Origin of the sequence: Sphingopyxis granuli, from assembly GCF_001559015.1 — a bacterium.
Taxonomy (GTDB): domain Bacteria; phylum Pseudomonadota; class Alphaproteobacteria; order Sphingomonadales; family Sphingomonadaceae; genus Sphingopyxis; species Sphingopyxis granuli.
In genome coordinates, this window is the sequence record NZ_CP012199.1 from 2687218 (window position 1) to 2710837 (window position 23620).

The 23620-nt window shown below is 66.3% G+C and carries 21 protein-coding genes and 1 pseudogene; 13 read left to right on the forward strand and 9 right to left on the reverse strand.

Annotation, left to right across the window (positions count from 1 at the left end):
* Positions 1–30 precede the first annotated feature (30 nt).
* Positions 31–1542, reverse strand: a complete 1512-nt coding sequence (locus SGRAN_RS12460; RefSeq protein WP_067184065.1) for a replicative DNA helicase — start codon at positions 1540–1542, stop codon at positions 31–33.
* Between the two features lie 173 nt (positions 1543–1715).
* Between SGRAN_RS12460 and SGRAN_RS12465 the strand changes: the two genes are divergently transcribed.
* From SGRAN_RS12465 to SGRAN_RS12495, 7 genes are all read left to right on the forward strand, one after another.
* On the forward strand, positions 1716–2213 hold the full coding sequence (locus tag SGRAN_RS12465; RefSeq protein ID WP_067109990.1) for a UPF0262 family protein: 498 nt from the start codon (positions 1716–1718) through the stop codon (positions 2211–2213).
* Between the two features lie 2 nt (positions 2214–2215).
* Entirely contained in the window at positions 2216–2968 is a 753-nt protein-coding gene (locus tag SGRAN_RS12470; RefSeq protein WP_067184067.1) for a glycoside hydrolase family 25 protein, read from the forward strand.
* On the forward strand, positions 2965–3432 hold the full coding sequence (locus tag SGRAN_RS12475; RefSeq protein WP_067109982.1) for a cytidine deaminase: 468 nt from the start codon (positions 2965–2967) through the stop codon (positions 3430–3432). Before SGRAN_RS12470 ends, SGRAN_RS12475 begins: the two co-directional genes overlap by 4 nt.
* A 39-nt stretch (positions 3433–3471) precedes the next feature.
* A complete protein-coding gene (gene dcd / locus SGRAN_RS12480; RefSeq protein ID WP_067109979.1) occupies positions 3472–4026 on the forward strand; it encodes a dCTP deaminase in 555 nt (184 codons plus the stop codon).
* A gap of 72 nt (positions 4027–4098) precedes the next feature.
* Entirely contained in the window at positions 4099–4587 is a 489-nt protein-coding gene (locus tag SGRAN_RS12485; RefSeq protein WP_082737232.1) for a DoxX family protein, read from the forward strand.
* A 70-nt stretch (positions 4588–4657) separates the two neighbouring features.
* Positions 4658–5827 (forward strand): saccharopine dehydrogenase family protein, encoded by a 1170-nt coding sequence (locus SGRAN_RS12490; RefSeq protein WP_067184073.1) that lies wholly within the window; start codon positions 4658–4660, stop codon positions 5825–5827.
* Positions 5828–5941: 114 nt separating this feature from the next.
* On the forward strand, positions 5942–6754 hold the full coding sequence (locus tag SGRAN_RS12495; RefSeq protein WP_234002625.1) for an acyl-CoA thioesterase: 813 nt from the start codon (positions 5942–5944) through the stop codon (positions 6752–6754).
* A 36-nt stretch (positions 6755–6790) separates the two neighbouring features.
* On the opposite strand, the gene SGRAN_RS12500 is transcribed toward SGRAN_RS12495, so the two are convergent.
* From SGRAN_RS12500 to SGRAN_RS12510, 3 genes are all read right to left on the reverse strand, one after another.
* Positions 6791–8131 (reverse strand): sensor histidine kinase, encoded by a 1341-nt coding sequence (locus SGRAN_RS12500; protein ID WP_067184077.1) that lies wholly within the window; start codon positions 8129–8131, stop codon positions 6791–6793.
* Positions 8128–8862: a response regulator gene (locus tag SGRAN_RS12505; RefSeq protein ID WP_067184080.1), complete on the reverse strand. Its 735-nt coding sequence runs from the start codon at positions 8860–8862 to the stop codon at positions 8128–8130. The genes SGRAN_RS12500 and SGRAN_RS12505 overlap by 4 nt, the downstream gene beginning before the upstream one ends.
* Positions 8863–8983: 121 nt before the next feature.
* Positions 8984–9613 (reverse strand): EF-hand domain-containing protein, encoded by a 630-nt coding sequence (locus SGRAN_RS12510; protein WP_067184083.1) that lies wholly within the window; start codon positions 9611–9613, stop codon positions 8984–8986.
* Positions 9614–9828: 215 nt separating this feature from the next.
* Here SGRAN_RS12510 and SGRAN_RS12515 point away from each other — a divergent pair, with 215 nt between their 5' ends.
* Positions 9829–11661, forward strand: coding sequence for a DUF885 domain-containing protein (locus SGRAN_RS12515; protein WP_076075690.1), 1833 nt, complete (start codon positions 9829–9831; stop codon positions 11659–11661).
* A gap of 153 nt (positions 11662–11814) precedes the next feature.
* On the opposite strand, the gene SGRAN_RS21735 is transcribed toward SGRAN_RS12515, so the two are convergent.
* From SGRAN_RS21735 to SGRAN_RS12530, 4 genes are all read right to left on the reverse strand, one after another.
* Entirely contained in the window at positions 11815–11988 is a 174-nt protein-coding gene (locus SGRAN_RS21735) for a DUF1328 domain-containing protein (RefSeq protein ID WP_076075692.1), read from the reverse strand.
* Positions 11989–12179: 191 nt separating this feature from the next.
* Positions 12180–13253: a serine hydrolase domain-containing protein gene (locus SGRAN_RS12520; protein ID WP_082737233.1), complete on the reverse strand. Its 1074-nt coding sequence runs from the start codon at positions 13251–13253 to the stop codon at positions 12180–12182.
* A gap of 284 nt (positions 13254–13537) precedes the next feature.
* A complete protein-coding gene (locus SGRAN_RS12525; RefSeq protein ID WP_067184088.1) occupies positions 13538–13975 on the reverse strand; it encodes a hypothetical protein in 438 nt (145 codons plus the stop codon).
* Positions 13976–14093: 118 nt separating this feature from the next.
* Complete coding sequence (locus SGRAN_RS12530; protein ID WP_067105470.1) at positions 14094–14900, reverse strand: FadR/GntR family transcriptional regulator; 807 nt, start codon at positions 14898–14900, stop codon at positions 14094–14096.
* A 196-nt stretch (positions 14901–15096) separates the two neighbouring features.
* On the opposite strand from SGRAN_RS12530, the gene SGRAN_RS12535 reads away from it, so the two are divergent.
* From SGRAN_RS12535 to SGRAN_RS12555, 5 genes and pseudogenes are all read left to right on the forward strand, one after another.
* Positions 15097–16542 carry an MFS transporter gene (locus SGRAN_RS12535; RefSeq protein WP_076075695.1) on the forward strand — a complete coding sequence of 482 codons (1446 nt, stop codon included), beginning with the start codon at positions 15097–15099 and terminating at the stop codon, positions 16540–16542.
* 116 nt (positions 16543–16658) lie between these two features.
* Complete coding sequence (locus SGRAN_RS12540; RefSeq protein WP_067184094.1) at positions 16659–18878, forward strand: TonB-dependent receptor; 2220 nt, start codon at positions 16659–16661, stop codon at positions 18876–18878.
* 139 nt (positions 18879–19017) lie between these two features.
* Positions 19018–20235 carry an amidohydrolase family protein gene (locus SGRAN_RS12545; RefSeq protein WP_067184097.1) on the forward strand — a complete coding sequence of 406 codons (1218 nt, stop codon included), beginning with the start codon at positions 19018–19020 and terminating at the stop codon, positions 20233–20235.
* A 108-nt stretch (positions 20236–20343) separates the two neighbouring features.
* Positions 20344–21555 (forward strand): CaiB/BaiF CoA transferase family protein, encoded by a 1212-nt coding sequence (locus tag SGRAN_RS12550; RefSeq protein WP_076075696.1) that lies wholly within the window; start codon positions 20344–20346, stop codon positions 21553–21555.
* A 23-nt stretch (positions 21556–21578) separates the two neighbouring features.
* A pseudogene (locus SGRAN_RS12555) lies at positions 21579–22343 on the forward strand (acyl-CoA dehydrogenase family protein); the annotation flags it as partial.
* A gap of 61 nt (positions 22344–22404) precedes the next feature.
* Here SGRAN_RS12555 and SGRAN_RS12560 read toward each other — a convergent pair.
* Positions 22405–23576 (reverse strand): IS3 family transposase gene (locus SGRAN_RS12560; RefSeq protein WP_148650813.1). Its coding sequence is split into 2 segments (ribosomal slippage): positions 22405–23312 and positions 23312–23576, totalling 1173 coding nucleotides; the frame shifts between segments, so codons are not numbered across the junction.
* Positions 23577–23620 lie beyond the last annotated feature (44 nt).

Sequence of the window (23620 nt, forward strand, 5' to 3'; positions counted from 1 at the left end):
TCGCAATGACGACGCTATTGAGCGATCGGCCTACTCGTAATCCGCATAGGCCATGCTGTCGTCGGCGAGGTCGCTGAACTTGGTCGTCTTGGCCTCGAAGTGCAGGCGCACCTTGCCGGTCGAGCCGTGACGCGACTTGGCGACGATCAGTTCGGCCAGGCCGAAGACGCGCTCCATCTCCGCCGCCCATTCCTCGTGCGCGGCGTGGATCTTGATGTCGTCGCCTTCCACCGGGCGCTTCGGCTCGCGTGCCGCGACATAATAATCCTCGCGGAACACGAAGAGCACCATGTCGGCGTCCTGTTCGATCGAGCCCGATTCGCGCAGGTCCGAAAGCTGCGGGCGCTTGTCCTCGCGGCTTTCGACCTGACGGCTGAGCTGCGACAGCGCCATCACCGGCACATTAAGTTCCTTCGCCAACGTCTTGAGACCGCGCGAAATCTCTGAAATCTCCTGCACCCGATTGTCGCCGCTGCGCGACGAGCCCTGCAGAAGCTGGAGATAGTCGACGACGATGAACCCGATACCGTGCCGCCGCTGCAGCCGCCGCGCCCGCGTGCGCAGACCGGCGATCGTCAGGCCCGGCGTATCGTCGATGAACAGCGGCAGCGTCTGGAGCTGCTGCGCGGCGCGCGACAGTTGCTGGAACTGCTCCTTGCTGATCTTGCCCATGCGCAGCGCTTCGCCCGACACGCCCGACTGCTCGGCCAGAACGCGCGTCGCGAGCTGGTCGGCCGACATTTCGAGGCTGAAGAAGGCGACCTTCGCGCCCATGTTCTTTTCGGGCGGAATCCCGTCCTCCTCGTCGCGGCGCCAGCGCTCGGCGGCGTTATAGGCGATGTTCGTCGCCAGCGAGGTCTTGCCCATGCCCGGCCGGCCGGCGAGGATCATCAGGTCCGAATTGTGCATGCCGCCGATCTTGGCGTTGACGCTCGCGATGCCGGTCGTCGTGCCCGACAGGTGACCGCCCGAATTGAGCGCGCGTTCGGCCGCCTGGAGCGCGGTCAGGCTCGCGGCGCTGAAGCTCTTGACCGACCCCAGTTCGGCATCGCCGCCCGCGACCTTGTAGAGCGAGGTCTCGGCCTCTTCGATCTGCGCCTGCGGATCGACGCTCTCGCTGGTGTCGAGCGCATTGTCGACGAGCGTGCGGCCGACTCCGACCAGCTCGCGCAGCAGGGCGAGGTCGTAGATCTGCCGCGCGAAGTCGCGCACGCCGATCAACCCGGCGCCGCTGCCGGTGAGCTGCGCGAGGTAGCCGACGCCGCCGACCGCCTTCATCGCCTCGTCGCCCTCGAAAAAGGGTTTGAGCGTCACGGGCGTCGCGATGCTGTTGCGCTCGACCAGCGCCATCGCCTGCGCGAAGATGCGCCCGTGCAGCGGTTCGAAGAAATGCGCGGGCGAAAGCTGCACCGGCAGATCCTCGACGACTCGGTTGTCGATCAGGATCGCGCCCAGGAACGCGGCCTCGGCCTCGATATTGCGGGGCAATTGGCGGTCGTCCCCGGCGGGAGCCGGGATCGGGAAACGGGCGACTTCGGGCATGGCGACGCATAATGGAACCCCCTGAAACCATATGCAATGGCGTTGATCGTCGCAGCCACGCCTGCCGTGGAGCGTTCTGGGGATAGTTTTGCGGCCTCCCCCTCCCGCAGGCGGGAGGGAGTCCTCGCCGCCCCCTTGCCCTTCGCCGTGCGGCGGGTAGAAGCACCTTCATCATGACCGACGCCGACCCATCGAAGCAGCGCATCATCTCGGTCGAGCTCGACGAGGGCACGATCGTCTGGCGCAATCCCGATGTCGAGCAGGAACGGCGCGTCGCCATCTTCGACCTGATCGAGGACAACAAGTTCGTGCCGCAGCGCGGCCATCCCGACGGCTATGCCGGGCCCTATCGCCTGATGCTGCGGGTCGAGGACGGACGGCTGATCTTCGAGATCAGCCGCGAGGACGGTTCGCCGCTCGAGGCGGTCATCCTCGGCCTCGGCCGCTTCCGCCGCCCGATCCGCGACTATTTCGCGATCTGCGATTCCTATTATCAGGCAATCCGGTCGGCGACCGCGCAGCAGATCGAAACCGTCGACATGGCGCGCCGCGCGCTTCACAATGATGCGGCTGAGATGCTGATGGACCGGCTCGACGGCAAGATCGCGGTCGATTTCGACACCGCGCGCCGCCTGTTCACGCTCATCTGCGTCCTCCACATCAAGGGGTGAGCATGGCGAAGGGGGCGATCCAGCGCAGGAACAAGCCGGCGACGACCGGCTGGCGCGATGCGGCGGCGCGCGGCCTGCGGCGCATCGGCGGGGTGCTGCTGCTGGCCGTGCTCGCCATCGGGGTCGGATTATGGTGGGCGGCGCGCTGGACGCCGCAGCGCGCGCAATATCCGTTGCAGGGGGTAACGCTCGACGCCTCGAACGGCCAGGTCCACTGGGGTTCGGTCAAGGCGGCGGGCGCCGATTTCGCCTATCTGGCGGCGACCGACGGCGACAGCGGCGTCGATCCGCTCTACGCGCGCAACATGGCCGCGGCGCGCGACGCCGGGGTGCGCACCGGTCCGATCCACCATTACAGCCTGTGCCGCCTCGCCACCGACCAGGCGGCCAATTTCATCCGCCACGTCCCGCGGCGCACCGACGCGCTGCCTCCGGTGGTCTGGCTCGATTACGACGACCGCTGCCCCGACCGGCCGACGCGCGCGCTGCTGCTGAGCGAACTCGCGACCTTTCTGGCGCAGATCGAGGCGCATATGGGCAAGCGCAGCCTGATCGCACCCGGCGCCGCGTTCGAGGCCGATTACAAAGTGACGAGCGGCATCGCGCGCACCACCTGGCTGCGCCGCGATTTCTTCGAGCCCGACTATGGCGCCCATCCGTGGGTGATGTGGCAGGCCAACCATTATCTGCGCATCGCCGGCGCCGACGGCACGGTCGGCTGGAACGTCGTGCGCCCCGAAGGAACCACGCCATGACCGACGATCCGACCGATGCCGACCGCGACGCGCTGATCGACGCGGCGCGCGAGGCGGCCGCGCGCGCCTATGCCCCCTATTCGGGCTTTCACGTCGGTGCGGCGCTATTGCTCAAGAATGGCGACGTCGTCACTGGCGCCAATGTCGAGAATGCGAGCTATGGCCTGACGCTGTGCGCCGAAACCGCGGCGATCGCGAAGATCGCCAACGAAGGCTGGATCGGCGAACTCGCCGCGGTCGCGATCGTCGGCGGCCGCCCCGAAGGCGCGGCGCTGGCCGGTGCCGAGGCGGTGCATCCGTGCGGCCGCTGCCGCCAGATATTGAACGAGGCGGCCGAGCAGTCGAAGACCGACATCTGGGTCCATTGCGCATCGGGCGACGGCACGGCGGTGGAAAGCTATCGGCTGAGCGATCTGCTCCCCGCCGCCTTCGGGCCGAAGGATATGGGCCTCGTCCGCGACTGACCGCTTGCGCAAAGGCGCGCGCGCCGACAAGACGGCGGCATGGCCATTCTTTCCGACAAATGGATTCGCGACGCCGCCCGCACGCAGCAGATGATCGAGCCGTTCGTGGAGGCGCAGCGGCGCGACGGCTGCATCAGCTATGGCCTGTCGTCCTACGGCTATGACGCGCGCGTTGCCGACGAGTTCAAGATTTTCACCAATGTCGACAGCGCGGTCGTCGATCCCAAGGATTTCGCGTCGAACAGCTTCGTCGACCGCAAGACCGACGTCTGCATCATCCCGCCGAACAGCTTCGCGCTCGCGCGCACGGTCGAATATTTCCGCATCCCCAGGGACGTGCTCGTCATCTGCCTCGGCAAATCGACCTATGCGCGCTGCGGAATCATCGTCAACGTCACCCCGCTCGAACCCGGCTGGGAGGGTCATGTGACGCTGGAGTTTTCGAACACCACCCCCCTACCCGCGAAAATCTATGCCAACGAGGGCGCGTGCCAGTTCCTGTTCCTGCAGGGCAACGAGCCGTGCGAGACGAGCTACGCCGACCGCGCGGGCAAATATATGGGGCAGAAGGGCGTGACGCTGCCCAAGCTCTGATCCCGCGGAACCGCACCGCCCTCTCGCGCGTCATCTCCCCAAGCGGAAGGGGCGCGTGTCGGAGGATGTTCCATGTCCATGATCGCCGTCTTCATCGGCCGCCTGTTCATCGCGCTGATCTTCGTCGTCTCGGGGATCAACAAGCTGATCCACGTCAACGACACCAGCGCGATGATCTCCGCCGCCGACCTGCCCGGCTGGCTCGCCGTTCCGACCGGGCTGTTCGAACTGATCGCGGGCGTCTGCATCGCACTCGGCATTTATGCGCGAGCCTTCTCGCTGCTGCTGGCGGCGTTCGTGCTGCTCACCATCCTCTTCTTCCACCGCGATTTCACCGATCCCGTGCAGGCGATGGCGGCGATGAAGAATCTGGCGATCGCGGGCGGCCTGCTCTGCCTCTTCGGCTATGGCCACACGCGCTGGAGCTATGATGCGCTGCGCCGCAGGCGCCGCGACGAGATCGAATTGCACGAGGCCGAACTGCGCGCCGCGCGCGCCGAGGGTCAGGCCGAAGCCGTGGGCGCGCCGGTCGTCGTCAAGCGGCCGTGGTGGCGCTTCTGACGCTTCGCGCTTGGCATCGCGGTCCGCCTGCGCTAGCCTTCGCTTGACGTTTACGTAAAGGGAGGGTTTCATGGCATCCCGCGATCTCGACATCATCGTCTATGGCGCGACGGGTTTCACCGGGCGGCTCGTCGCCGAATATCTCGCGCATCATTACAAGGGCCGTGCGGACGCGCCGCGCTGGGCGATGGCCGGGCGCAGCCTCGACAAGCTGGCGGAGGTGCGCGACCTGATCGGCGCCGACGAGGAAACCCCGCTGATCGTCGCCGACGCCGACGATCCCGGCAGCCTCGACGCGATGGCCGCGCGCACGCGCGTGGTGTTGACCACGGTCGGCCCCTACCAGCTTTACGGCAGCGCCCTCGTCGCCGCCTGCGTGCGTGCGGGCACCGCCTATGCCGACCTGTGCGGAGAGCCGGGCTGGATGCGCGAAATGATCGACGCGCACCAGGGCGCGGCCAGGGCGTCGGGCGCGCGCATCACCTTTTCGTGCGGCTTCGATTCGATTCCCTTCGACCTGGGCGTGCTGTTCCTGCAGGCCGAGGCGGTGAAGCGCCACGGCGCCCCCGCGCCGCGCGTCAAGGGCCGGGTGCGCCAGATGAAGGGCGGCGCATCGGGCGGCACGATCGCCAGCCTGACCGAGACGCTGAAAGCCGTCGCGAAGAAGCCGTCGCTGGCGCTGCTGCTCAAATCGAGCTTCGCGCTCACCCCCGGTTTCGAAGGGCCGCACCAGCCGAGCGGGCTGGTTCCCGAACATGATCCGGCGACCGGCACCTGGACCGCGCCCTTCGTGATGGCGCCGATCAACACCAAGAACGTCCACCGCACCAATTTCCTGCTCGGGCACCGCTGGGGCACCGACCTCGTCTATGACGAAATGGTGATGACGACGATCGGCGACGCCGGAAAGGCGATGGCCGAAGCGATGGCGAAGGCGAATCCGTTCGGCGACGCGAAACTCAAGCCCGGCGAAGGGCCGAGCAGGGAGGACCGCGAGAACGGTTTCTACGACATCCTGTTCATCGGCGAATATCCCGACGGGCGGACGATTCGCGCCTCGGTGCGGGGCGACCGCGACCCCGGCTATGGCTCGACGTCGAAGATGCTCGCCGAAACCGGCATGACGCTGCTGGCGACCGAGGGCGAAGGCGGCATCTGGACGCCGGGCGCGCTGCTGGGGCAGGCGTTGATCGACCGGCTGACCGCCGAGGCCGGGTTGAGCTTCCAGATCGAGGAATGACCCATCTTCCGTTCGTGCTGACCCCGGATCAAGTCCGGGGGAAGCACCGTTCTTCTTTCCCTCGAAGGAAGGGCGGCCCTTCGACAGGCTCGGTGCGAACGGATTCATGACGAAATGACGGATATGACCCTCTCCTCTCTCTCTCCCCTCGACACCCTTCTCTCGACGCTGCGGACCGACGGCGATGTCGCGACCGCGCATATCGACGAAGGCTGGATGCAGGGACGCACCGCCTATGGCGGGATCAGTTCGGCGGTGGCGCTCGCGGGCACGATGGCGCTGCATCCGACCGATGCGCCGCTGCGCTATGCCCAGATCAGTTTCGTCGGGCCGGTCGCCGGCGATTGCACAGTCGAGACACGGGTGCTGCGCCGGTCGAAATCGAGCCTGTTCGTCGATGCGGGCGTGTCGAGCGAGGCGGGTTTCGGCACCGCCGCGGTGTTCGCCTTCTCGCCCGACCGGGAAAGCCACGTCGATCACAATCGCCTGACCATGCCCGACGCCCCGCCGCCCGAGGCGCTGGAACCGGTTCCTCAGCACAAGGTGCGCCCGACCTTCTCGAAGCATTTCGACATGCGCCCGACCACCGGCCCGCGCTTCGGCTGGAAGCAGGAGGTCGGCGAGTATCTGACCTGGGTGCGCTTCGTCGAGGAACCGCGGTGCCACCCCACCGTCGCGCTGCTCGCGCTCGGCGACGCGTTGCCGCCCGCGGCGATGGCGCTGTTCAGCGAATTCGGGCCGATCAGCTCGATGAACTGGACCGTCAACATGCTCACCGCGACGCCCGAGACCGACGACGGCTGGTGGCTTTTGTCGGCCAGGACAGGCTATGCGCGCCGCGGGCTGTCGGTGCAGGACATGATGCTGTGGAACCGCGCCGGCGAGCCGGTGCTGAGCGGTAGCCAGGCGGTTGCGGTGTACGCATGACGATCGCGATCTAACCGCCGATAGCAGGACGTCGCTTCACTCCGGAACCGGCAGCGCGATCACCGCGTCGAGGCCGCCGCCCGCGCGGTTGGCCAGCGTCAGGCGGCCGCCTTCGCTTTCGGCAATCTCGCGCGCGATCGCCAGTCCCAGACCGGCGCCGCCGGTCGCGCGGTTGCGCGATTCCTCGCCGCGCGCGAAGGGCTCCATCAGCGCTTCGATTTGCGTCTCGGCGAGCCCGGGACCGTCGTCGGACACGATCAGGCGCGCCTCGCCGTCCGCGACCTTCACCGACAGGCGTGCGCGCAGGCCATAGGCGACCGCATTGTCGATCAGGTTGCGCAGCGCCCGGCGCAGCAGCATCGGCCGCGCCTGCACCGTCACGGCGGCGACGGCGGCGAGCGAGACGTCCTTGCCCTGCTCGCGATAATCGGCCGCCACGTCGCCGGCCAGCACGTCCAGCCTCACCGCCTCGCGCGCTTCGGTGCCCGAGCCGGCGCGGGCCAGCGCCAATATGTCGGCGAGCATCGCCGTCATTTCCTCGATCGACGCGATCATCTTGTCGCGCAGCCGCGCATCCTCGACCTGCTCGACGCGCACGCGCAGGCTGGCGAGCGGGGTCCGCAGGTCGTGCCCGACCGCGCCGAGCATCCGGTCCTTGTCGGCGAGCATCGCCGCGATCCGCGCGCGATAGGCGTTGAAGGCGCTGATCAGGTCGCGCACGTCCGACGGCCCCGCCTCGACGAGCGGGGTCGTGTCGCGCAGCGCCGGATTGCCGCGCGCGGCGCGCGTCAGGTCGCGCAGCGGCGCGGCGGCGCGCCAGGCGATGAACAGGATCGGCACCAGCAGCAGCAGATAGAGCGAGAGCGTCTGCCACAGCAGGAAACCCTGCAGCCGCTTTCCGTCGGTCGGAATCCGGCTGCGCACCGCATAATAGCGATCCCCCACCTTTGCCGACACGACGACCGTCCGCGAGGAGAAGCCCGTGCGCTGCGCGTGCGGCCGCGGCGGCAGGGCCCAGGCATCGACCCGCTCGGCGCGGACGTCGGCTTCGTCGAGCAGCCCGGCGACATAGGCGGCGAGCGCGGGGGCCGCCTCGGCCTGCGGCGGCGGCCGGGTCGGTTCGTTCGATATGACGAGCCGCTGCACGCGCTCGCGCCGGTTGCGATCGCTGTCGTCGGCTTCGGCCACGCCGCGCCGGTCGCGTTCGACCGCGTCGATGATCCGCGCGACCGCCATGCCGCCGCCGTGAGCCAGGATCTGCTGCCGCTGCCCGCGCGCGAGCATCGCGAAATTGACCGCCTGCGCGATGAACAGCATCGCGGCAACCGCGAAGACAAGCTGCCCGATCAGGCTGCGGGGCCACAGGCGCAGCGTCATGTCGCCGCGTCCAGCCGCTTGACCTCGCACGCCAGCGTATAGCCGCCGCCCCACACGGTCTTGACGATCTGCGGCCGCGCCGGATCGTCCTCGATCTTCTTGCGCAGGCGGCTGACCAGATTGTCGATCGCGCGGTCGAAAATGTCGGCCTCCCGCCCGCGCACGAGGTCGAGCAGCCGGTCGCGGCTCATCACCTGCCGCGGGTGACGCACCAGCGCGTGGAGCAGGTGATATTCGCCCGACGACAACGCCACCTCGCGCCCGTCGCGATCGACCAGCACGCGCTCGACCTCGCGCAGCACCCAGGGGCCGAAGGCATAGCTCGTCCCGCCGGCGTCGAGCGCGCGGCCGTTCGCCTGCGTCCGGCGCAGCACGGTGCGGATGCGCGCGACCAGTTCGCGCGGGTTGAAGGGTTTGACGACATAGTCGTCGGCGCCGATCTCCAGCCCGATGATCCGTTCGGTGTCCTCGGCCCGCGCGGTCAGCAGGATGACGGGAATATGGCTCGTCTCGCGCAGGTGGCGGGTCAGCGACAGCCCGTCCTCGCCGGGCATCATGATGTCGCTCACCACCAGGTCGATGCTCTTGGCGCGCAGCACCGACCGCGCCTCGGCCGCGCTCGCGGCGTCGCTGACGGCAAAACCCTGTCCTTCCAGATACTCGGACAGCGGCTCGCGGATCGACGGCTCGTCGTCGATCAGCAGGATGCGGGGGGTATCGCTGTCGGTCATCGTCGATCTGCCTGAAACATGAGGTTCGCCCACCGGCCGGGGGCCGATGGGCGATACCGTGCTGGCAGCGGACTGCGGCAAAGGCAATGGCGAGACCGCCCGGCCGCCGTCCGCGCGCCGATCAGTTGGTGGCGGGGGCCGGAGCGGCGTTGCGCTTGGCCTGCCACTCGGCGCGCTTCGCCTCGCGCTGCGCCTTGCGTTCCTCGGCCGTCACCTGCCCGTCCTTGTTGGCGTCGAGGCGATCGAAGCGCGCCAGGGCGGCCGTTTCGAACTCGGCGCGGCTGATCGCCTTGTCGCCGTTGGTGTCGGCCTTCATCATCATCCCGCCGCGCATGCCATGGCCGCCACGCTTGCCGTGATGGCCGCGCATCGCGCGCGGGCCTTCGCGAGCCTCGCCGGCAGCGGCGGCGCGCTTTTCCTTCCGTTCGCCGCGCTTCGCCTGACGCTCGGCGGCGCGCTGGTCCCATTCGGCCTTGCTGATGCTGCCGTCCTTGTTCGCGTCGAGCCGTTCGAACATCTTCGCCTGCATCGCGGCGCGCGCCGCGGCGCGGTCGGCGGCATCGAGCTTGCCGTCGCCATTGGCGTCAAGCTTGGCGAACATCCGCGCGGCGTGCGCCTGCGCCTCGGCGCGGGTCAGCACGCCATTGCCATCGGCGTCGCCCATGGTGCGCGGGCCGCCCGCGGGGGCGGCAAGCACCGGACCCGCGATCAGCGCGGCGCCCAGTGTCAGAAAAGCGATCTTCTTTTTCACGTCACCTAACTCCTTGTTCTGGGACCGAGGGGAGAGAAGCCAGTCCCGATGACGGCCTTCTAGGGGTCATTTGTCCCAAGCTATTGCCCGCTCGACGAAAAATTGTCGCAAATTGTCGTAAAACCGGCGGTCCGTTCATGACGGCGCAAGCCGGCGGCCCGGTTGCGGCCCGCCCGCGCGAAGTCTAGCACGCGCGATCGATAAGGAGAAAAGACATGAGGGGTTTCGCACTCGACCGACGGACTTTGCTCGCAGGATTGGGGCTCGCCGGAATGGGGAGCGTCGCGGTCGCCGCGATCGCCCGGCCGGCGTTCGCGGCGGACAGCGCCGACGCGCGGCTCGACGCGCTGCTCGCGGCGCAGTTCGAGGCGGGGCTGCGCGACGACCCGACCCGCGCCACCTCGCTCGGGCTCGACACCGGCGCGCTCGCCGACCTGCGCGCGCGCTTTCCCGACTGGTCGCCCGCCGGGCGCGCCGCGCGCGACCGCCGCATCGACAGCGACCTCGCCGCGGTGCGCGCGATCGACCCCGACACGCTGGGCGACACCGCCCGCGCCGCGCACGACAGCGCCGAGTTCGACCTCACCGCGCGCCAGCGGCTCGCGCGCTTCCCCTATCACAGCGGCGGCTTCGGCCACCGGGCCGGTCCCTATGCCGTGACCCAGCTCGGCGGCTTCTACACCGGCGTCAGCACCTTCCTCGACAGCCAGCACCCGGTCGCGACCAAGGCCGACGCCGATGCCTATATGGCGCGACTCGAAGCGGTCCCGGCGCTTCTCGACGACGACACCGGCATCGTCGCCGCCAACGCGGCGATGAACGTCGTGGCGCCGCGCTTCATCCTCGAACAGGCGCTCCAGCAGCTCGCGCGGCTGCGCGACGGCGACGTCGCGAGCAAGACGCTCGTCGCCTCGATCGCGCGGCGCAGCGCCGCGATCGGTATCGACGGCTATGGCGAGCGCGCCGCCGCGGTTTTCGAAGGGCCGATCCGCGCCGCCCTCTCCCGCCAGATCGACGCGCTCACCGCGCTGCTGCCGCGCGCGGGCGATGCGGCGGGCGTCGGCCGCCTGCCCGATGGCGAGGCCTATTATGCCGCGACGCTTGCGCAGCATACGACGACCAGCCTGGGCGCCGCCGAAATCCATCGCATCGGCCGCGAGCAGCTTGCCGACCTGACCGCGCGCATGGACGAACTGCTCAAGGCGCAGGGTTACGCCAACGGCAGCCTTCGCGAACGGCTCGACGCGCTGGGCAAGGCGGAGGGACAGTTGTTCGCGAACGACGACGCCGGTCGCGCCGAGATGCTCGCCTACCTGAACGGACGCCTGACCGCGGTGCGCGCGCGCCTGCCGCAGGTGTTCAGCCGCATGCCCAGGGCGCCCTACGAGATCCGGCGCGTGCCGCCGGAGATCGAGATCGGCGCCCCCGGCGGGTCGGCGCAGGCGGGCACGCCCGACGGATCGCGCCCCGGCATCTTCTTCATCAACCTGCGCGATACCGGCGAATGGCCGCGCTACACCCTGCCCACCCTCGCCTATCACGAAGGCGCGCCGGGGCATCTGTTCGAGGGTGCGCTCAAATATGAGGATGCGGCGCTGCCGCTCTATCGCCAGACGGCGTCGGTGACGGCGTTCGGCGAAGGCTGGGGCCTGTATGCCGAACAGGTCGCCGACGAACTCGGCATGTACGACGACGATCCGCTGGGCAAGATCGGCTACCTCGCCTCCTATGCCTTCCGCGCGTCGCGCCTCGTCGTCGACACCGGGCTGCACGCGATGGGATGGAGCCGCGAACAGGCGATCGACTTCATGGTGCAGAATTCGTCGGAGGCCCCCAGCGCGGCGCGGACCGAGATCGACCGCTATATCGTCTATCCGGGCCAGGCCTGTTCGTACAAGATCGGCCAGACGGCGATCAGCCGGCTGCGCGACGAGGTGTCGGGGCGGCCGGGCTATGACATCAAGCGCTTCCACGACGTCGTGCTCGGTGCGGGTCGCATCCCGCTCGCGGTGCTCGAGAACCGGGTGCGCGCCGCCTTTCCGGCCTGAACCAAAAAGTAAGCCCCGTCGCATCTCTGCGGCGGGGCTTCCCTAGGTTGCGTCCGAAGACGCGAACCAAATCTACTCTTTCTTTCGATCAAGTAGGCCATGGAAACGCCCGGCGAAGCGGGAAGGTTCCATGGACGTTAAAAAAATCGGCGGTCAGGTGACTTTCCGGGCCGCTGCGGCGCCCAGGATCAGGAACAGAACCACCAGCGCCAGCCCGATGAAGAACAATATTTTCGCGATGCCGGCCGCCGCGCCAGCGATGCCGCCGAAGCCGAGCACCGCGGCAACCAGGGCGATCACGGCGAAAATAAGGGCCCATTTGAACATCCGATACCTCCTCCAAGCCGGCGCGCAAATCGGCCTTGGGAAACGCGCGTCAACGCAGTTTTCCAAGGACGGACGGCCCTTGGCCGCGCCGCAATCTGCTGAATAGCAAGGGCCCTGATCAAACGACCGCACCGGCCGAAAGTTCCGGGGCGTGGCCGGCACGGGATGGAGGCGCGACCCCTTGTCCGGCGTTACGCCGCCTGTTCCCGGTCTACCGCCGCCTGAACGCGCTTGTAGAAGGCCTCGCGCTCCGCGACGAGGCCGTCGGGATCGGTGGCGACCGGCCAGTTGCCGTTCGACGCGATGACCAGCCGCCGCGCGGCGTCGACGAATATGCCCTGCCCGTATATGCCCTGCGCCGAATAGCTGCCGTCGTCGTTCGTCCACCATTGATAGCCGTAGCCGCGGCCGGGAATGTCGACATCATACGCCTTCGTCGTCGCCTGCGCGATCCAGTCATCGGGCAGGACCTGCTGTCCGCCCGCCACGCCGCCGCTCATCATGAACAGCCCGAAGCGCGCAAAATCCCGTAACCTCGCGGAAATGCAGCAGCCCGCGATCTCGTGCCCGGTGGCGCCGAGCATCCATACCGCATCGTCCTCCATGCCGAACGGCTTCCAGATCTTCTCGGAAAGATAGTCGGACAGCCGCTTGCCGGTCGCCGCAGAAACGAGGACGCCGATCAGGTTCGTCTCGCCCGTCTTGTACACCCATGTCGTGCCGGGCGCCGCCTCGCGTGGCAGCGCCTTCATGTAGCTGACGGAGACATCCTCGCCCGGCACCGGTTTCTGGCTGTTGAACCGCGATACGTCGGACGCGGGGTCCTCATAATCCTCGTTCCATTTCACGCCGGAGGACATGGTGAGCAACTGGCGCACCGTCACCTCTTCGAGGGCCGAGCCCAGCAGCGCCGGAAGATAGGTCGACACCCTGTCGTCGAGGCTTCCGATATATCCGTCCTGCAGCGCCGCCCCGACCAGCGTGGACGTGATGCTCTTGGCGACCGAAAAACTCGTCCAGCGGCCGGTCGCGGTATAGCCGAGCGCATAGCGTTCGAACCGGATCGCGCCATCCTGGACGATGATCAACCCGGCGTTGCGCTGTTTCGCCATATGCGCGCCGATATCGAACCCCAGGTCGATGATCCGCCCCTGCGGGACCGGGTGCATCCGGTTTCCGGCGCGAATCGTGGCGACCTTGATGCCCGGAAGTTCCTCGACCGCGCGAAAGGCCGCATCGCGATGGTCCTGGCTGGCTAACAACATGGCTTATCCTCGATCGATGGATGGACGGGCAAAACGCCCCGCGCGGTTGCGGCGCGGAACGCGGAGCATCGCTTGCGGCAGCCCCGATCGCGAGGCCGCCGAAGCCGTGCCTAAGGTCTGTGGGGATTCAGAGTCTATCGCCGCGATATTGTATAAAGCCGTGTTCCCCCGCGAAGGCGGGGGTCCATCTTCGGCCGGTTCCATCTCGAAACCACCGCAGATGGGTCCCCGCCTTCGCGGGGACACACGATAAAGGACAGTTGCAAGATGAATCCCCACACGCCTTAAAGGGTGATGTCGGCCAACTGGTCGTGCATCTCTGCAAGAACGCGCAGCAGCGGCTTCGGCGCCTTGCCCATGTCGCCCTGCATCGAAACCCGACCGGCCTTCGCCATCGCCATGGCATGCACCGCCTGCGCCGCATTCTCCTCGGGCGTGGCGCGGCGCCGGTTCAGTCGCGCCGCCGGCAGCATGGCGTCATGGTCGCCCCGGACGACGACATCGGCGTCGATCTCCGTATCGAAGAATTCGACGCTCTCGCCCGTGATCCGCGCGGCGAGCACCACGGTCCCGCCGTCCGGCGGAACCGCCGTCACCACCTCGCACATGCGGAAATCCGCGTCGGGAAAATCGTGCCGATGCCGGTCGACCAGCGCGGTCAGGATCGCGCGCATTGCATCGCACCAGCCGGGCGACGCATAGGCGTGGCGCGCGGCGGTCATGGGACGCGATCCGGCCGGACGAGCGGCGCAGGTGCGGCGGCTTCGGCGCAGGCCGATGCGTGACGACGATAGGAAATGGAACCCTCCCGCAATAATATAGTGCAATCATAGCACTATATTATTGCGGGATCAACTGGCCCCCATAGAGATCGAGTACCGACGCCTCGCCCAGTTCGCCGAGCACGATGTCCTTGAGCTGCTGCATATGCTGCCGCCACACCGCGGCCGCGGCCTCGGCGTTGCGGGACTCGATCATGTCGGTCAGCAACGTGTGGTTCGCCAGCGCCACCTTGTTGAGCTCGAGCTGGTCCTCGCGCGCGCGGGCGATGAAATGCGTCACGTGACGGCGGAATATGTCGTCGAGCATTCCCGTCATCAGCGCCAGCACGACATTGCCCGCGCGCTGCATCAATATGCGGTGGAATTCGGCGGTCGCGAGCGCGAATACGTTGAAATTCTCCAGATTGTCGCGTTCCTTGGCCAGATGGTCGCGGAGCGCCTTCAGGTCATCGTCGGTGCGCGTCGTCGCCAGCGCGCGCATCAGCGGCGGCTCGATGATCAGGCGCGCCTCCAGCACCTCCTTGAGCGAGGCGCCGCGAATTTGCAGCAGGGTGCCGATCGACTTGGCCGCGATCTCGTCCTTGGGCAGCTTGATCCGCGCCCCGCCACCGGCGCCGCGCTTCACCTCGATCAGCGATTCGGCTTCCAACACGCGGAACGCCTCGCGCAACGAAGAACGCGAAACACTGAACTCAAGCATCATTTCCGCTTCTGCAGGCAGTGCGTCGCCGGCCTTGAGCTCGCCCAGAACAATACGGCGCCGCAGTTTCTCGGCAATGATCTCGGCCGCCTTGGGAACATGGATCGGCTGGGATTTGGCGACGGGTTCGCGCTCGCGGCGCGGCGTCTTCGTTCTGGTTGCCAAAGGCTTATTCCCTCGTAGAGTCCGGATAAGGTGCGATGATAGTCCTATAAAATGGGGAATCCCTCGTTTCAATGCCCCGTCGACGGTCGAAAAGGCCGAAAGAGGCGCGGAAACATAATTGGTGCACTCTTTTTATTGCGCAGTCCGCGGCTTTCGCACATGGTCGTGAAAACAACAACGACATGCGGGAGAGGATGTGACCACAGACGCATCGACGGCCACCCCTGGCCGTGAGCAATCGGCGGAGCGGCGCAACGCCCTGCACGGCTGGCGGACCATGGCCTTCGCGAGCCCGTCCTTCGCGCTGACGGCCATGCTGCTGCCGGTGCTGATGTATCTGCCCGATTATTATGCCCGCGACCTCGGCGTCGATCTGGCGGTCGTCGCCTTCGTGCTGACGACGGTGCGGATAGCCGACATCGCCTTCGACCCTGTGCTGGGGCTGATGATGGACCGCAGCCATCCCCGCACGGGGCGCTACCGGACATGGTTCCTCTGCGGTATCCCGCTGGCGGCGATCGCGATCTACATGCTCTATAACGCCCCCGTCGGCGTGTCGGGCGCCTATCTCTTCCTGTGGCTGGCCGCCGCCAACGTCGGGCAGTCGGTCAGCTATCTGGCGCATATCTCGTGGGCGGCCTCGGCGGCGCGCTCCTACGATCACCGGTCCAACATCTTCGGCTGGCTGATGGTCTTTTCAGTGCTCGGCATGTTCCTGATCATGGCGCTGCCCCCCGTGCTGAGCCTCACCCTCGGCTGGGAGCGGCCGCACGCCGTGCAATCGATGGGCTGGCTGATGATCGCCTCGCTGCCGCTGACCGCGCTGCTGGCGATCGCCGCGGTCGGCGAGCCGCCCCGCCGGCCGACGCTGGTACGCCCCTCGCGCCAGGAACTGCTCGCGTTGCTGCGCCGGGGGCTCGTGGTCCGGCTGATCGCCGCGGACATCGTCTGGGGCATCGGGCCGTCGGTCGCGGCGGCGTTGCTCTTCGCCTTTTTCGACAGCCTCAAGCTGATCGAGCGCGACCTCGCCGGGCTGGCGCTGCTCGCCTATTTCGTCGGCGGCATGCTGGGCGCACCGATCTGGGTCCGGATCGCGAAGCGCACGGGCAAGCATCGCGCGCTACTGTGGTCGGGGCTGACCTATGCCGTCGTCCAGTCGGCGATCCTGCTCGTCCCGGCGGGCAATGTGCCGCTCGCCCTCGCCGGAATGGCGATCGCCGGCCTGCCCAGCAATGCGGGGCCCATCCTCATCCGGTCGATGATGGCCGACGTCGCCGACGAAGTCCGGCTCGCAACGGGAGTCGATCGCCTGTCGCTGCTGCTGTCGCTGCTGTCGTCGATCGGAAAGATCGGGCCAGCGGTCATGACCGGGCTCGCCCTCTATGCCCTCAGCCTTGCGGATTTCGACATCGCGCTCGGCGCCCGCAACAGCACGGAGAGCCTGTGGCTGCTCGGCTTCCTCTATGCGATCGTTCCCGCCGCAACCGGCCTGCTGACCGCATGGGTTATCCGCGGTTACCGGCTCGACGCCACGACCCACGCCGATATCTGCCGCCAACTCGACGAACGCGACCGGACGGCGGAGCGCGAAGCGGAAACGCCCGAGCCGGCACAGAAAAAAACTTCGCTTGCATCAATTTAGTGTATTGAGTGCACTAATTAATAGCTTTATCGTCGACATGTTGCACCGAATCCCGCTGCGAGACGGCGACACGGCGCGACGAGGCAAACACAACATGTCTCTGGGGAGAGGCCTAAATGTCAGATAATTTCCGGCGCCTGCGCGCCCTGCTGTTCGTCTCCGCGACCTTCGCCGTTCCGCTTTCCGCCGCTCAGGCGCAGGACGCCGCCTTGCCAGCCGACATGGCAGCGACCGGGGGCGGAGCGAGCGACATCGTCGTCACGGCCCAGAAGCGAGTGCAGAATGTGAAGGACGTTCCGATCGCGGTGACCGTCATCGGCGGCAACCGGATCGAGGAAGAGCAGATCACCAGCTTCCACGACATCGAGCGCATCGCGCCGAGCTTCAAGTCGCTGCAGCTCGGCGATGCCCGCGCATCGACCATGAACATGCGCGGCGTCAGTTCGGTCCAGGGCAATCCCGGCCGCCAGTCGTCGCTCGGCGTCTTCATCGACGGGGTTTTCATGGCGCGAACCGGCATGGCGTCCTCGCAGGATTTCCTCGATATCGAGCGCATCGAGGTGCTGCGCGGTCCACAGGGCACGCTGTTCGGCATGAACACCGCCGGCGGCCTGATCCACATCATCACGCGCAAGCCGAACCTGTCCGAATTGTCGGGCCGGGCCGAAGTTGTCATCGGCGAATATGATACGCTGGAAGCGCGCGGCTATGCGACCGCGCCGCTGATCGAGAACAAGCTGGGCCTGAGCGTCTCGGCCGCGAAGAGCACGCGCGGCGGCCTTCTTTACAATTCGGTGCTCGACCGCCGGGTCGATACCGAGAACAAGTTCAACGTTCGCGGCAAGCTCTATTATGCCGACGACGGTATCGACGTCCTGCTGTCGGCCGACTACCACAAGGAAACGTCGATCTGCTGCAGCGCCGTCTTCACCCGGGTGACGGGCACGCCGGCGACCGGCCTGGGCGCCTATCCCGTCACCGTGCCCCCCGGCTCGCCATACAGCCGGATCACGATCCAGGACGGGCTCAGCACGAATCCCAACGAAGGCGGCGGCGTCAGCGCCGAAATCAACGTCGCCGTCGGCGATCACACGCTGACGTCGCTCACCGCATGGCGCCAGTGGACCGTTCGCTCGATCAACGATCCCGATTCGGTGAACTGGAATTTCCTCAACGATTTCCTGATCTATCAGAAGCACAGCCAGTTCAGCCAGGAATTGCGGCTCGCTTCGCCCGCAGACCAGCCGCTGACCTATCTCGCCGGCCTGTTCTTCTATGACCGGCGATCGCGTGACTACGAGGATCTGCACATCGGCAAAAATCCGCTGCCGCCCGTGCTGCTCACCGGACAGGCGGCGATCACCGATTCGCGGGTCAAAGACCGCACCTACGCCATCTTCGGCCAGGCGGAATACAAGCTCACCGACAAGCTGACCGCCGCGCTCGGCGCCCGCTACACATGGGAACCGCAGAAGTTCAGCTTCGACCAGCAGTCCCAGATCTATATCTATCCCAATTTCGGGCAGATCTATCGCAGCCGCACGGACAAGGCGCTCACCTGGAAGGCCGACCTGCGCTATGCCTGGACGCCCGAGGTGACGACCTATGTCAGCGTCGCGCGCGGCTTCAAGCCCGGCGGCATGACCATGACGCGCGTTTCCAGCCTGTCGGGCCTGATGTTCGAGGAAGAGACCAATATCAATTACGAGATCGGTCTGAAGGGCATTTTCTTCGACCGCACCCTTACCCTGAACACCGCCGCTTTCTACACCGAATATAATGACTTCCAGACGACGGCGTTCGACGGCACGCGCTACATCACCGCCAATGCCGAGCAGTTCACGACCCAGGGCATCGAAGTCGAAGGCCAGTGGGCGCCGTCACGGCACGTCTCGCTGTTCTTCGGGGGCAGCTATGTCGACGCGCATTACACCGATTTCACCAACGGCCAGTGCACCGGCGTCGCCGGCGCGTGCGACCTGTCGGGCCAGCGCCTGAACGGATCGGCGAAGTGGAATCTCAATATCGGGGGCAGTTTCTCCGCGCCGATCACCACCGGTCTCGATGGCTATCTCCGACTCGACTACGCATGGAAGAGCGATTCCTACGTCGCGCAGGACCTCGACCCGAATTCGCGCATCGCGCCCTATGGCGTCGCGAACGCACGTGTCGGGATCGAAACCGGCGACGGCTTCAGTGTCGAAGTCTTTGCCAAGAATCTGTTCGACAAGAAATATCTGCTCTTCACCTACGGCCTGCCCTTCGGCGCCGGCGGTCATGTCGGCTACGTCGGCGCGCCGCGCCTGATCGGCGTTCGTCTTTCGAAGGCCTTCTAGATGAGGGTCGCCCCAAAGGACGGACCGGGCGCCGGAGCCGACCGTTTCGGGACTTGCCGCTTTTTGAATTAGTGCTATGATTCAACTATAAATATATCATTGGGATAGCCTTGCCCTGCGCAAGCCAGAGGAGATGCACATGCCTTATGTTGAAAACCAGATCGTCCATGACGCCGATGCCCATATCGTCGAAATGCCCGACTGCCTCGATCCCTATTTCGATCCCGGCATGCTCGAAGTGTATCACGAGGCGCGCAATCAGGAACGCGAGTTCCGCGCGCGCATGGCCCCGCTGATCGAGATGGGGGCGTTCGACAAATGGGCGGCGAAACATGACGATCCCGAATTCCGCGCCGGCGCGGACGAGAATGTCCACAGGCGCAAAATGTATGAAGCGCTCGGCGCCTTCCGGGCCGATGACCGCCCCCATGTGCTCGATCTTCAGGGCTATGCCAGCCAGCTGATCTTCACCTCGCTGTGCCTGCGCAACTTCGACTTCGACAAGGGTCCGAACATGGACCTCGCCTATGCCTCGGCGCGGGCGCACAACCGGATGATGGTCGATTACTGCTCGGTCGACCGGCGACTGCTGCCGACGGCCTATATCCCGATCGCCGACATGAAGCGCACCGTGACGGAGGCTCGCTATGCGATCGAGCTGGGGGCCAAGGCACTGATGATCCCGGCCCACCCGCCGGCAACGCATTCGCACGCCCATATCGACCTCGAACCGCTGTGGGCGATGGCACAGGAAGCCGGTCTGCCGATCGTCTTCCATATCGCCGGGACCGAACTGCCGCAGGGGTACAAGTTCACGGGCCGCGCCAATGTGAACGACACGGTGAGCGGCGGCGACGGCGATCACAATTCGCTGGGCCTGATCGCTATCCCGCATCCTATCCTGCTCACGCTTTCGGCGCTCATGTTCGATGGCGTGATGTGCAAATTCCCGAAGCTGAAGTTCGGGGTCATCGAACTCGGCGCGTCGTGGCTGCCCAGCCTGATGAAACTGCTCGATTCGAGTGTCCTGGCCTTTTCGCGGCACGAGGAGCGGCTGCGCCAGCTGTCCGCGACGCCCAGCGAGATCATCCGCCGCCAGGTGCGCGTCACGCCCTACCCCACCGACGACACGGGCTGGATCATCGCCAATTCGGGACCGGAAATCTGCATGTATTCGTCGGATTACCCGCATCCGGAGGGCGGCACCGATCCGATGAAGCGGTTCCGCGCCTCGATGGAGGCCGCCAACCTGCCGCAGGCGACGTTCGACGCGTTCCTGCGCGAAAATTACATCGACATGATGGGCGAAGCGCTCGCGCCGGACCTGCGCTATCCCAAGCATCTGGTTGCCGCCTGATTTCCTTGCTTGGCGGGGCCGCCTCGGGCCGGCGTTTCCGGCGCCGGCCCATTTTTCCGGGGCAGACCCATCAAAACTGAATGCGCTCGAGGGATAGGTGAGGACGATATGACGTCAGCGAATGACAGCACGTTGCCGGACGGACCGCTGGCGGGGGTCAGAATACTCGAAATCGGGCATTATATCGCGGCCCCGCATTGCGCGATGATGCTCGCCGATCAAGGCGCCGACGTCGTCAAGCTGGAGCCGCTGTCGGGCGATCCCGGGCGGCAATCGCCTCCCCTCGCCGACAATGGCGAAAGCCTCGCCTTCGCCTGCCACAACCGCGGCAAGCGCAGCGTCGCGATCGACCTGCGCGATCCGGCGAACCGCCCTGCCCTCGACTCGCTGCTCGGCTGGGCCGACATCGTCGTCACCAACTATGCGGCCGGCATACCCGAAAAGCTGGGGTTCGGCTTCGACCGCCTGCAGGAGGTCAACCCGGCGGCGTCGATGGTTCACATCACCGGCTATGGCGCCGACGATCCGCGCCGCGATTTCCTTGCATTCGACCCGACGATCCAGGCGATGAGCGGCTTTGCGGCGCTCAACGCGACGATCGACGGCCCGCCGCTCGCCAGCCCCTTCTTCATGGCCGATCATTCGGTCGCGATGAACGCCGCCTTCGCCGCGATGTGCGCACTGTGGGAACAGCGTCGCACCGGAAAGGGCCGCTTCGTCTCGCTCTCGATGATGGAATCGATGACTTCGCAGCTCAGCTATCACATCCCCTCGGCGGGGGTGAAGGGCAAGGTCGCCGGGCGCGGCTCCGGCTTCGGCATGTTCGACATGTTCCCGACGAAGGATGCGCCGATCTTCCTGGCGCCCGGCGCGCCCGACATGTGGAGCGCGCTGTTCCGCCTGCTTGGCCACCCCGAATGGATACCCGAAAAGGGTGAGAAGCTCGACCTCGCGTCGAATCCCGCGCGCATCATGGAGGTGATGAAGGCCGTAACCGCCTGGCTCGCCGAGCGCAGTTCGAAGCAGGCCTTCACCGAATTGCAGCAGGTCGGCATCGCGTGCGGCGTCGCGCGCAGCGTCGAACAGCTTTATCAGGAGGAGCGCGCCGACGAGACGAGCGCCATCGTCTTCGCCGAACTGGCTCGCGATGGCGGCTCGGTGCCGGTGCCGGGCGCGGCGTTCCGCATGATGCCCGACGGATCGGTTCCGACCGGCGTCCCCAGTCTTGGCGCTGATACGCGCGCAGTGCTGGGCGATCTGGGGCTAAGCGGCGACCGGCTCGACGCGCTCCAGGGGCACACCGCCGCCGCGGCGTCCTGATCCGAACGAAACGAGCCCTCGATATGCCCGATTCCCATGCGGACGAGCCGTTCAGGCGCGAGGTCCGCGCATGGCTGGACACCCATTGCCCACTTGAAATGCGCGGCCCCGCCGACGGCGAAGAGGATCACTGCTGGGGCGGCCGCAACCCCGAATTCAAGAATGATGCGCAGCGACGCTGGATGGAGGCGATGGCAGCGCGTGGGTGGACCGTTCCCGACTGGCCGGTCGAATATGGCGGGGGCGGCCTTTCGTCCGGGCAATGCCGGATATTGAAGCAGGAACTGGCGCGTATCGAAGCGCGCAACCCGTTGTTCAGCTTCGGCATCTCGATGCTCGGCCCGGCGCTGCTGAAATTCGGCACCGAAGAGCAGAAGCGCCGCTTCCTTCCCGAGATCGCACGCGGCGAGATCCGGTGGTGCCAGGGTTATTCGGAACCCAACGCCGGCTCCGACCTTGCCGCGCTGCAGACGCGGGCGGACGACAAGGGAGACCATTGGCTGGTCAACGGCCAGAAGATATGGACCAGCTATGCCGACAAGGCCGACTGGATCTTCTGCCTGACGCGCACCGACCCCGCCGCGCCGAAGCATCGGGGGATCAGCTTCCTGCTTTTCGACATGGCCAGCCCGGGCGTCACGACGCGGCCGATCCGGCTGATCTCGGGCCTGTCGCCATTCTGCGAAACCTTCTTCGACGACGTCCGCGTTCCCAAAGACCAGGTGGTCGGCGAGGTCGGCAAAGGCTGGGACGTCGCGAAATTCCTGCTCGGCCACGAACGGGAGATGTGAGGTGGTCCCGCCTATTTGGACAGTTTGGCGGCTAAGTTAAGCTAATCCCGGTTGTCGTTCATGCCGCCTGTTTGATCATCAGATCATGGGGGGCATGCCCCCCATGATCTGATTGCCCGATCCGCCGATAGGCCTCTGCCGGGGTCCTCCCGGCAAGGCCCGAGTGTGGACGCTGGGTGTTGTAATAGGTGATCCACCGGCCAAGACCAGCCCGCAACTCGGAGCCGGTCTCGAAGGCGTGCAGATACACGCATTCGTATTTCAGGGAACGCCAGAGGCGCTCGATGAAGACATTGTCCATCCACCGCCCCCGGCCATCCATGCTGATGCGGACCTCTGCGTCGCGCAGCACGCTGGTGAAGGCAAAGCTGGTGAACTGGCTACCCTGATCGGTATTGAAGATCTCGGGGCTGCCGAAGCGCGTCAGCGCTTCCTCCAATGCCGTGACGCAGAAGCCCGCGTCCATGGTGTTCGACAGTCGCCACGCCAGTACCTTTCGGGTGGCCCAGTCCATGATCGCGACCAGGTAAAGGAAGCCCCGGCGCATCGGGATATAGGTCACGTCAGCGCACCACACATGGTTGGGCCGCTCGATCGTCAGCTTGCGCAGCAGATACGGATAAACCCGGTGCTGCGGGTGCGGATCGCTCGTGCGCGGCCGCTGATAAATGGGCGATAGCCCCATCTTCGCCATCAGCCGCCGCACCCGTCGTCGCCCAACGTCATGACCATTACGGCGCAGATGCCGGACCATCTGCCGACTGCCGTACCACGGCATGTCGAGGAACGCCGCGTCGATCACCCGCATCAGCGCCAACGTCTCCTCGGTCTCCGGCACTGGCGCGTAATAGTAGCTCGACCGGCTGATCGACAGCAGTCGGCATTGCGCCGCGATCGACAGGCGACGGTGAGCAGCCTCGATCATCGATCGCCTCCGTGCCACGCTCATCGACCGGAGGCTTTCGCTAAAAAATCCCGCTCGACCAGCAACTGCCCGATCTTCGCATGCAGCTTGTCCACTTCGGCCTCGCTGGCCGCCCTGGCCGCTTCACCTGCGCCGGAAAATGTGCCTGCCATCCCCGCAATCGCCTGCCGCTTCCACGACGCAATCATCGTGTGGTGAACGCCATGCTTGGCTGCCAGCTCCGCCAGCGTCAGATCGCCCCGGATCGCTTCAAGCGCAACCTTCGCCTTGAAATCCGCGCTGTACCGCTTCCTCGTCGTCTTCATTCCCGTACCATTCCTTCAGGTCGGGACTAGCTTAACACCCTGTC